We start from the raw sequence: 7,551 nt of genomic DNA on the forward strand, positions 1-7,551 counted from the left end.
TTGCCGGGCTGCAAACTTGCCCGGCCAGTCCGATTTCATCATGAATGCTCCCAAGAACGACCCGGCGGTGCGCGCCTTCCGCGACACGCTGGGCATGTTTCCTACCGGCGTGACTGTGGTCACCACCCGCGACGGCGCCGGCCGGCCGGTGGGCCTCACGGTCAGCTCCTTCAACTCGGTGTCGCTGGTGCCGCAGCTCGTGGTGTGGAGCCTGTCCAGCCACCTTCAGCTGGTGCCGGCCCTTGAAAACGCGCCAGTGTACGCGATCAACGTGCTCGCCGAAGACCAGCAGGAGCTCTCCAACCGCTTCGCCAGCCGGGTGGAAGACCGCTTCGCCGGCGTCGAGTTCACCGATGGCGAGGGCGGCGTGCCGCTGCTCGCCGGTTGCTGCGCCCAGTTCGTGTGCCGGCCCCACGCGCGGCATCCGGGCGGCGACCACATCGTCTTCATCGACGAGGTGATCCGCTTCGAGCGCAACGCCGACAAGAAGCCGCTGCTCTTCCAGGGCGGCGCCTACCAGCGCCTCGCCTGATGACCGCCCCGCGCTGGATCGAGACCGGCGCCGGCCCGCGTGGGCTGCTCTTCCTCCACGGGGTGAGCGGCGGCGCGAAGGGCGCGGCGTCGATCCTGCCGGCGATCACCCCGCCGGGCTGGCGCGGCCTCGCGTGGGACATGCCGGGCTACGGCGCCAGCGCGCCCATCGACCCGGTCGATTTCGACGGCTACGCGGCGGCGGTGGTCGACCTGCTCGACGCCGCGGGGCTCGATCGCGCGGTGCTCGTCGGCCACAGCATGGGCGGGATGATCGCCCTGCAGACGGTTGCGCGCTTTCCGGAGCGCGTGTCCGGGTTGGTGCTGGCGTGCTGCACGCCGGCCTTCGGCGCGCCGGCGGGGCCGCTGCAGCAGGCCTTCCTGGCCAAGCGCACCGGCCCGCTCGACGAAGGCGCGACCATGCGCGACATCGCGGTGGACCTGATCCCGACGATGGTCGGGCCGGATGCCGACCCCGAAGTGCTGCATGCCGCCGTCGACGTGATGGCCGACATCCCGCCCGACAGCTACCGCGCCGCCATGCGGGCGCTGGTGCGCTTCGACCAGCGGGCGTCGCTCGCGTCCATCGACGTGCCGGCGCTGGTGGTGGCCGGGCTGCACGATCAGGTTTCCCAGCCGCAGGTGGTGCGCCGCATGGCCGACATGATCCCCGAGCGGCGCTTTGTGGCGCTGGATGCCGGGCATCTGGCGCCCTTCGAGGTGCCCGAGGCGTTTGCCGCCCAGGTGCAGCGCTACCTGGCCGATCACATCCCTGTCACCTGAGCCCCGCAGGCTTGCCGATTTTTGCCATCGCCATGAACGAGAGCCCCTTCAAAGGCAAGACCGGCATCACCCGGGTGTGGAACGCCTTTCACTACTCGATGGCCGGCCTCGCCGCCGCCTATCGCAACGAAGACGCCTTCCGCCAGGAGGTGTGGCTGGCCGCGGTGCTGGTGCCGCTGGCCCTGTGGCTGCCCGCCAGCGGCATCGGCAAGGCGCTGATGATCGCCAGCGTGCTGCTGGTGATCCTGGTCGAGCTGGTCAATTCCGCCGTCGAGGCGGCGGTGGACCGCATCTCCTTCGAGCAGCACCACCTTGCCAAGCGCGCCAAGGACATCGGCAGCGCCGCGGTTTTCGTGGCGCTGGTGAATGCGGTGGTAGTCTGGGGGCTCGTCCTGTTTGGTTAAGCACTCATGAAGCCCTCCCGCAAACCCTGCGTCAATTGCACCTGCGCCACCACCGGCTTCTGCCCGCGGGGCGTGGGCGCCAACATCCCGCCGGAGCTCGCCGCCGCCCAGCCGGCTGCGCCGGCAAAGAAGCCCACCGCCGCCGAACTGCGCCGCGAGCAGCTCCGCCAGCTGCCCGGCAACCGCAAGAAGATGCGTTTCTGAGCGGCCGCGGCCACCGCGCCCGCGCCGCTTCTCACCCGTAAATCATCACCCGCAGCACCCGTCCGCCATGGAACAGACCCACGCCATCTCCGCCCTCGTCATCCACCGCCTCGCCCGCCTCGGCGAAGGGCCGTCCCGCGTCCAGCCCCGGCCGGCGCCCAACGTCATCGACGCGCCGGCGGTGGGCCTGATGGAGCGCCTGTGCCGCCACTTCGCCGAGCGCCCGGGCAAGGGCTACGGCTGCTTCGAGCGGGACGAGCACAACTTCCCGATGATCAACCTGGTGCGCCGCTACACCCGTGACGGCAGCCTGGATTTCCCCGCCTTCAGCGCCGAGGCGCTGGCCCACCTGCAGCAGCGAGTGGATGAGGACGGGGTGGAGGAGGCCGGCTTCCTGGTCATCGCCCGCGCCACCATCTTCGGGGCGGACTGCCTGTACTTCGCGCTCTTGCAGGAAACCGTCGGCTCGGTGATCGACGACGGCCTCGCCATCCACGACAACCCGCACCTGGATTTCTCGGGCCTGCAGGTGGCCGGGCGCATTGACCTCACCGCCTGGCAGGCCGGCGCAGAGCGCTACATCGCCTTCCTCAAGGGCCGCGGTGACGTGGCCGGCTGGTTCAAGCGCTTTCTCGGCTGCACCGACGTGGTGATCGCCCTCAAGGAGACCAAGAAGCTCGTCGAGACGCTCACCCACTTCGCCGACACCCAGCAGCTCGAAGCCCCGGCCCGCGACGAACTGCTGGAGCGCGCTCACCTGGTGCTCGAAGAGATGCACGAGAGCGGCGCCCCGCTGGATCTCGCCAGCGTGGCCGAGCAGGTCTTCCCCGACGCCCCCCAGAAGCTCGTCGAACGCCTCCAGGACGAGGCGGTCGACCTCGCCACCGGCTTCGTCCCCGACAAGCGCGCCCTGCGCCCGCTGATCCGCTTCAAGGCCGCGGCCCAGGACTGGAAGCTGGAATTCGAACGCGCCGGCCTGCGCTCCGGCACCGTCCAGTACGACCCGGCCAACAACACCCTGGTCCTCACCGACGTGCCGGAGGGGTTGCGGAAGGTGTTGATGGAGGGGTGAGGGCGCCGGCTGGCAGCACTCGCTATAGTGGCGTAGGTCGGGTTAGCCCGTCAGGGCGTAACCCGACGAGATGCCCTGGTGGAGCGGGGAGCTTGCAGGGGCTAACTTGTTCGCCCGTGCTCACCCACTTGCAGCTGGCGATTGTGGGTGGTGCCTTCGTTTTGCATGGATTGGCCGGGACTCGTTCCACGGCCGGGTTTGCACACCCGGCCGGCTCCAGCGGCGCGGAGCAATGCTCCGCGAAACCCCGCTTCCGCCCCGGCGGGCGACTTCCTTTCTTGCGTCGCCAAGAAAGGAAGCAAAGAAGGCGACCCGGCTTCACCGGTCATTCGCTGCGCGAATGACTCCCCTGCGCTGCTCGAAGTGGGCGGCCGGCGCGGAACTCGCCGGCGTTGCCGGCTCAGACCGCCGCGCCGGACTTCCCCGCCCACTTCTCCGCTGCTCGGCGGCTCAGACGGGCTTTCCGGAATCATCGCGCCATTACGGAAGCAATCGCCAGCCGCGGTTGGTTCCGTCGGCTTGCGCTGCGCGAACCCGAGCTACGATCCGCGCACGAACTTCACCGGCACCTCTGCCGGCCGGGCTTCATCCCCCAGCACCCGCGCCCGCAGCTGCCCGCATCCGCCTTCCACATCCTGCCCGGCCGAGTTGCGCAGCTTGGTGAGGATGCCGCGGCGGTGGAGCTGGCGGGCGATGTCGGCGGCCTTGTCCCACGCCGGGCGGCGGAAGGGCAGGTCGGGCACCGCGTTGTACGGGATCATGTTCATGATCGCGTACTTGCCCGAGAGCAGGCGGACGATGCCGTCGAGCTCTTCCGGCGTGTCGTTCACCCCGTCGATCAGCGTCCACTGGTACTGGATCGGGTAGCCGGTGCGGCGGGCGTAGGTTTCGCCCAGCTCCACCAGCTCGTCCGGGCTGATGCGCGGGGCCTTGGGGAGCAGCTCGAAGCGCAGATCCGCGCGGCTGGTGTGGAGTGACAGGGCCAGCGCCGGCTTGACCGTGAGCGTGGGCAGGCGCTCGAAGACGCGGTGATCCCCCACTGTGCTGAACACCAGGTTCTTGTGGCCGATGCCGCCCTCGGTGCCGAGGAGCTGGATCGCCTCGATCACGTTTTCCATGTTGTGGGCGGGCTCGCCCATGCCCATGAAAACCACCTTCTTCACCGCCCGCTGGCGCCGCGCCAGCACCACCTGGGCGACGATCTCCGCGCTGCCCACCTGACGTAGCAGGCCGTCCCGGCCGGTCATGCAGAACACGCAACCCACCGCACACCCTACCTGACTCGACACGCACAGGCCGTCGCGGGGGAGCAGCACGCTCTCCACCGTCTGGCCGTCGGGCAGCTGCACCAGCAGGCGCGCCGAGCCGTCCTCGGCCGGGTGCTCGGAATGCAGCCGGGCGAGGCCGTCGAGCTCGGCGGTGAGCGCCGGCAGGGCGTCGAGCACCGCCTGGGGCAGGTTCGGGCCGCGCCGGGCCGGGCCGGCGGAAAGGGGCAGGGCGTGCGTCCAGGCGCGCAGGACGCGCTGGATGTGCACGGGTTTGGCGCCCAGATCGGCAAGGCGCTGGCGGAGATGTTCGATGCGCATGAGGGGCCGAATGATATGCCTTTTCCGCTGCCGTTTCAGGGGTTTGGCGTCGATGCATGCCCACCCGGCCGGCGTGCGCCGTGCCCTTGTCCGTCCGCCCGCGCGACCATGTAGGCAAAACCCCTATCGATTATGTCTAATTTGACGAATTTGAGGTATTTGGTCTGGCGTGGTTCCCATTTTGAGCATCGCCGAGGTGGCCATTGATCAGCAAAACATCGTTGATATAAAACACAAAAATGTTAAAAGTGCGGCCTTGGGATGGCATTCCAAGGCAAGGGTCGACAATCATCAATAAATGCAAATTTGAAAAAAACGAGAAAGATGGTATTTTTGCGTCCGTTCAGGGCTCGATGAAGTTGGTGACAGGTCGCTTTTTGGCCTGCCGGTGCCCGTCAGCCACAGATTGCCGAGGTCCATCTTGCATAGCCAAACCCACCCGACGACCGTTGCCGTTCTTGCCCTGGCGCTCGCCAGCGGCATGGGCGCCGCCCAGGCCCAGACCGCCGCCCCCGACGCCGGCTCGCTGATGCAGCAGATCGAGCGCGGCCAGCAGCCCAACCTGCCCCAGGTCCGCCGCCCGAGCGTTGCGCCCCAGCCCGAGATGAAGCCCACCAGCGGGATGGTCATCACCGTCAGCCGCTTCCGTTTCGCCGGCAACACCCTGCTCGACGAGAGCCGCCTGCAGCCGGCGGTAGCCCCGTGGGTCGGCCGCCCGCTGGATTTCAGCGAGCTGCAGAAGGCCGCCGCCGCGGTGGCCGCCGTGTATCGGGAAGCCGGCTGGGTGGTCCGCGCCTACCTGCCCAAGCAGGAGATCGAGAACGGGGTGGTCACTATCCAGATCGTCGAGGCCGTGCTCGGCAGCGTGCTGATCGAAGCCCCCGAGAGCCTGCGCCTGTCCCCCGAGGTGGCGCGTCGCATGGTGTCCGCCGCCCAGCAGCCCGGCCAGCCGCTCAATGCCGAAGCCGTCGACCGCGCCCTGCTGCTGGTGGATGACCTGCCCGGCGTTACCGTGCAGGGCAACCTGAAGGAAGGCGCCAACGACGGCGAGACCGACCTGCTCCTCAACATGGAGCCGGAGCCCTTTCTGAGTGGCGACGTGGGCGTGGACAACACCGGCTCGCGCTCCACCGGCGGCAACCGCGTCACGGCCTCGCTGTTCGCCGGCAGCCCCTTTCGCCTGGGCGACCAGATCGGGGTGAACCTCATCAAGAGCGAAGGCAGCGAGTACGTGCGCGGCGTGTATTCGCTGCCGGTCGGCAACCAGGGCTGGCGGCTCGGCGCCAACTACTCGGGCCTGCGCTACGACGTGGTGACGCCGGAGTTCTCCAGCTACAAGCTGCGCGGCCGCTCCAGCAGCGCCGGGGTGGATGCCAGCTACCCCATCGTGCGCAGCCGCATGAAGAACCTCTACCTGCGCATCGCGTGGGATCGCAAGAGCTACTACAACGAATCCCTCGACGCGGCCACCAGCGACTACGGCATCAACGTGGCCAGCGTCGGCCTGTCCGGCAACGCCTTCGACAGCCTCGGTGGCGGCGGCGCCACCACCGGCGCGCTGACCCTCTCGTCGGGCAAGGTCGATCTCGGCGGTTCGCCCAACCAGGTGTCCGACGCCGCCGGCGCCAACACCCAGGGCAGCTACCAGATCTACCGCTATGCGCTCAACCGCCTGCAGGCGATCACCCCGGACCTCACCCTCTTCGCCGCCTGGAGCGGCCAGATGGCCAGCCGCAACCTGGATTCCGGCGAGCGCTTCTACCTGGGCGGCGCCAACGGCGTGCGCGCCTATCCGGCCAGCGAGGCCGGCGGCTCCGAAGGCGACCTGATCAACCTCGAGCTGCGTTACCGCCTGCCCGCCAACCTGTCCCTCACCGGCTTCTACGACTGGGGCCGGGTCAAGGTCAATCACAACAACGACTTCACCGGCGCCGCAGCCAAAAACAGCCTGGAACTCCAGGGCGCCGGCATGAGCATGGCCTGGGCCTCGCCCTTCTACGCCAACTTCCGGCTCACCTGGGCCCACCGCATCGGCACCAACCCCAACCCGACCGCCACCGGCAAGGACCAGGACGGCACCAAGGACCTGAACCGCTTCTGGTTCATGGCCACGCTCCCGTTCTGACCCGCCCCGCGATCCGCCTCCGACTTCCCGTTCCCTCCCAGCCTACGGACCACAACACCATGACCACTCTGCTCTTCTACAAGAACGTCGTCGCCCTCGACCGCAACCAGCACGCCGCCCTCAAGCTCAAGCCCGCCGACAGCCTCGACTTCGCCGGCCACGCCACCAGCCTGCCCATCGTCATCGGCGAATTCGCCGAAGTGGCCCGCCAGAGCCCGATCGCCTTTCTGCGCGTCGAAAACGGCGACCTCGTGCCGGTGGCCCTCACCGGCCTGCCCGGCGGCCGCAACCTCTACGTGGACGACGACGGCAAGTGGACCGCCCCGTACATCCCGGCCTTCGTGCGCCGCTACCCCTTCGTCTTTGCCGAGACCGGTGAAGACCAGCTGACCCTGTGCGTCGACCGCGACTTCGAAGGCTTCAACGAAGCCGAAGGCGAGCCCCTGTTCGACGCCGGCGGCGAGCCGGCCGCGCCGATCCAGGGCGCCCTCGAGATGCTCACCGAGTTCCAGCGCCAGAACATCCTCACCCGCCAGTTCGTCCAGCACCTGGAAGAGGCCGGCATCCTGATGGAAGCCCAGGCCAGCGCCGCCCTCAACGACGGCCGCAACTTCACCCTGCAGGGCCTGCTGGTGGTCGATGAGGCCAAGCTGCGCGAAATCTCCGAAGACACCCTCAAGGCATGGTTCGCCACCGGCGAGCTGGGCCTGATCTACGCCCACCTGCTGTCCCTGGGCAACCTGCTCGAACTCCTTCGCCGTCAGCCCGCGCCCTCCGGCCTGGCCAACTGATCCGGCACCCCTCCGCACCCCCACGTCACCTGATATCTGAATCCTGAAGGAGCGC

The 7,551-nt window shown here is 68.5% G+C and carries 8 protein-coding genes; 7 read left to right on the plus strand and 1 reads right to left on the minus strand.

Translation table 11 applies throughout. From position 1 onward, the window contains the following. Positions 1-40: 40 nt before the first annotated feature. The 5 genes from Q0672_RS10300 to Q0672_RS10320 all read left to right on the plus strand — a co-directional run bounded on the left by Q0672_RS10300 (position 41) and on the right by Q0672_RS10320 (position 2,994). Positions 41-532: a flavin reductase family protein gene (locus Q0672_RS10300; RefSeq protein WP_298621946.1), complete on the plus strand. Its 492-nt coding sequence runs from the start codon at positions 41-43 to the stop codon at positions 530-532. Then, positions 532-1,314, plus strand: coding sequence for an alpha/beta hydrolase (locus Q0672_RS10305; protein ID WP_298621948.1), 783 nt, complete (start codon positions 532-534; stop codon positions 1,312-1,314). The genes Q0672_RS10300 and Q0672_RS10305 overlap by 1 nt, the downstream gene beginning before the upstream one ends. Before the next feature lie 32 nt (positions 1,315-1,346). Beyond that, on the plus strand, positions 1,347-1,718 hold the full coding sequence (locus tag Q0672_RS10310; protein ID WP_284187847.1) for a diacylglycerol kinase: 372 nt from the start codon (positions 1,347-1,349) through the stop codon (positions 1,716-1,718). 6 nt (positions 1,719-1,724) lie between these two features. After that, positions 1,725-1,922 (plus strand): hypothetical protein, encoded by a 198-nt coding sequence (locus tag Q0672_RS10315; protein ID WP_153161840.1) that lies wholly within the window; start codon positions 1,725-1,727, stop codon positions 1,920-1,922. Between the two features lie 67 nt (positions 1,923-1,989). Continuing rightward, positions 1,990-2,994, plus strand: a complete 1,005-nt coding sequence (locus tag Q0672_RS10320; RefSeq protein ID WP_298621951.1) for a nucleoid-associated protein — start codon at positions 1,990-1,992, stop codon at positions 2,992-2,994. 539 nt (positions 2,995-3,533) lie between these two features. On the opposite strand, the gene Q0672_RS10325 is transcribed toward Q0672_RS10320, so the two are convergent. Then, the gene (locus Q0672_RS10325) at positions 3,534-4,580 is read right to left on the minus strand and encodes an RNA methyltransferase (RefSeq protein ID WP_298621953.1); all 1,047 of its coding nucleotides are present in this window, start codon (positions 4,578-4,580) and stop codon (positions 3,534-3,536) included. Positions 4,581-5,001: 421 nt separating this feature from the next. Here Q0672_RS10325 and Q0672_RS10330 point away from each other — a divergent pair, with 421 nt between their 5' ends. Further along, on the plus strand, positions 5,002-6,705 hold the full coding sequence (locus Q0672_RS10330; RefSeq protein ID WP_298621955.1) for a ShlB/FhaC/HecB family hemolysin secretion/activation protein: 1,704 nt from the start codon (positions 5,002-5,004) through the stop codon (positions 6,703-6,705). A gap of 59 nt (positions 6,706-6,764) precedes the next feature. Continuing rightward, positions 6,765-7,496 (plus strand): SapC family protein, encoded by a 732-nt coding sequence (locus Q0672_RS10335; RefSeq protein ID WP_298621956.1) that lies wholly within the window; start codon positions 6,765-6,767, stop codon positions 7,494-7,496. Positions 7,497-7,551: the final 55 nt, after the last annotated feature.

This window comes from uncultured Zoogloea sp. (assembly GCF_937894855.1).
Lineage (GTDB): Bacteria > Pseudomonadota > Gammaproteobacteria > Burkholderiales > Rhodocyclaceae > Zoogloea > Zoogloea oryzae.

Excerpts from the sequence above, each read along its gene's own strand:
- Q0672_RS10335 (WP_298621956.1), top strand. The coding sequence starts at position 6,765 with ATGACCACTCTGCTCTTCTACAAGAACGTCGTCGCCCTCGACCGCAAC.
- Q0672_RS10320 (WP_298621951.1), top strand. The coding sequence starts at position 1,990 with ATGGAACAGACCCACGCCATCTCCGCCCTCGTCATCCACCGCCTCGCC.
- Q0672_RS10305 (WP_298621948.1), top strand. The coding sequence starts at position 532 with ATGACCGCCCCGCGCTGGATCGAGACCGGCGCCGGCCCGCGTGGGCTG.
- Q0672_RS10315 (WP_153161840.1), top strand. The coding sequence starts at position 1,725 with ATGAAGCCCTCCCGCAAACCCTGCGTCAATTGCACCTGCGCCACCACC.
- Q0672_RS10310 (WP_284187847.1), top strand. The coding sequence starts at position 1,347 with ATGAACGAGAGCCCCTTCAAAGGCAAGACCGGCATCACCCGGGTGTGG.
- Q0672_RS10325 (WP_298621953.1), bottom strand. The coding sequence starts at position 4,580 with ATGCGCATCGAACATCTCCGCCAGCGCCTTGCCGATCTGGGCGCCAAA.
- Q0672_RS10300 (WP_298621946.1), top strand. The coding sequence starts at position 41 with ATGAATGCTCCCAAGAACGACCCGGCGGTGCGCGCCTTCCGCGACACG.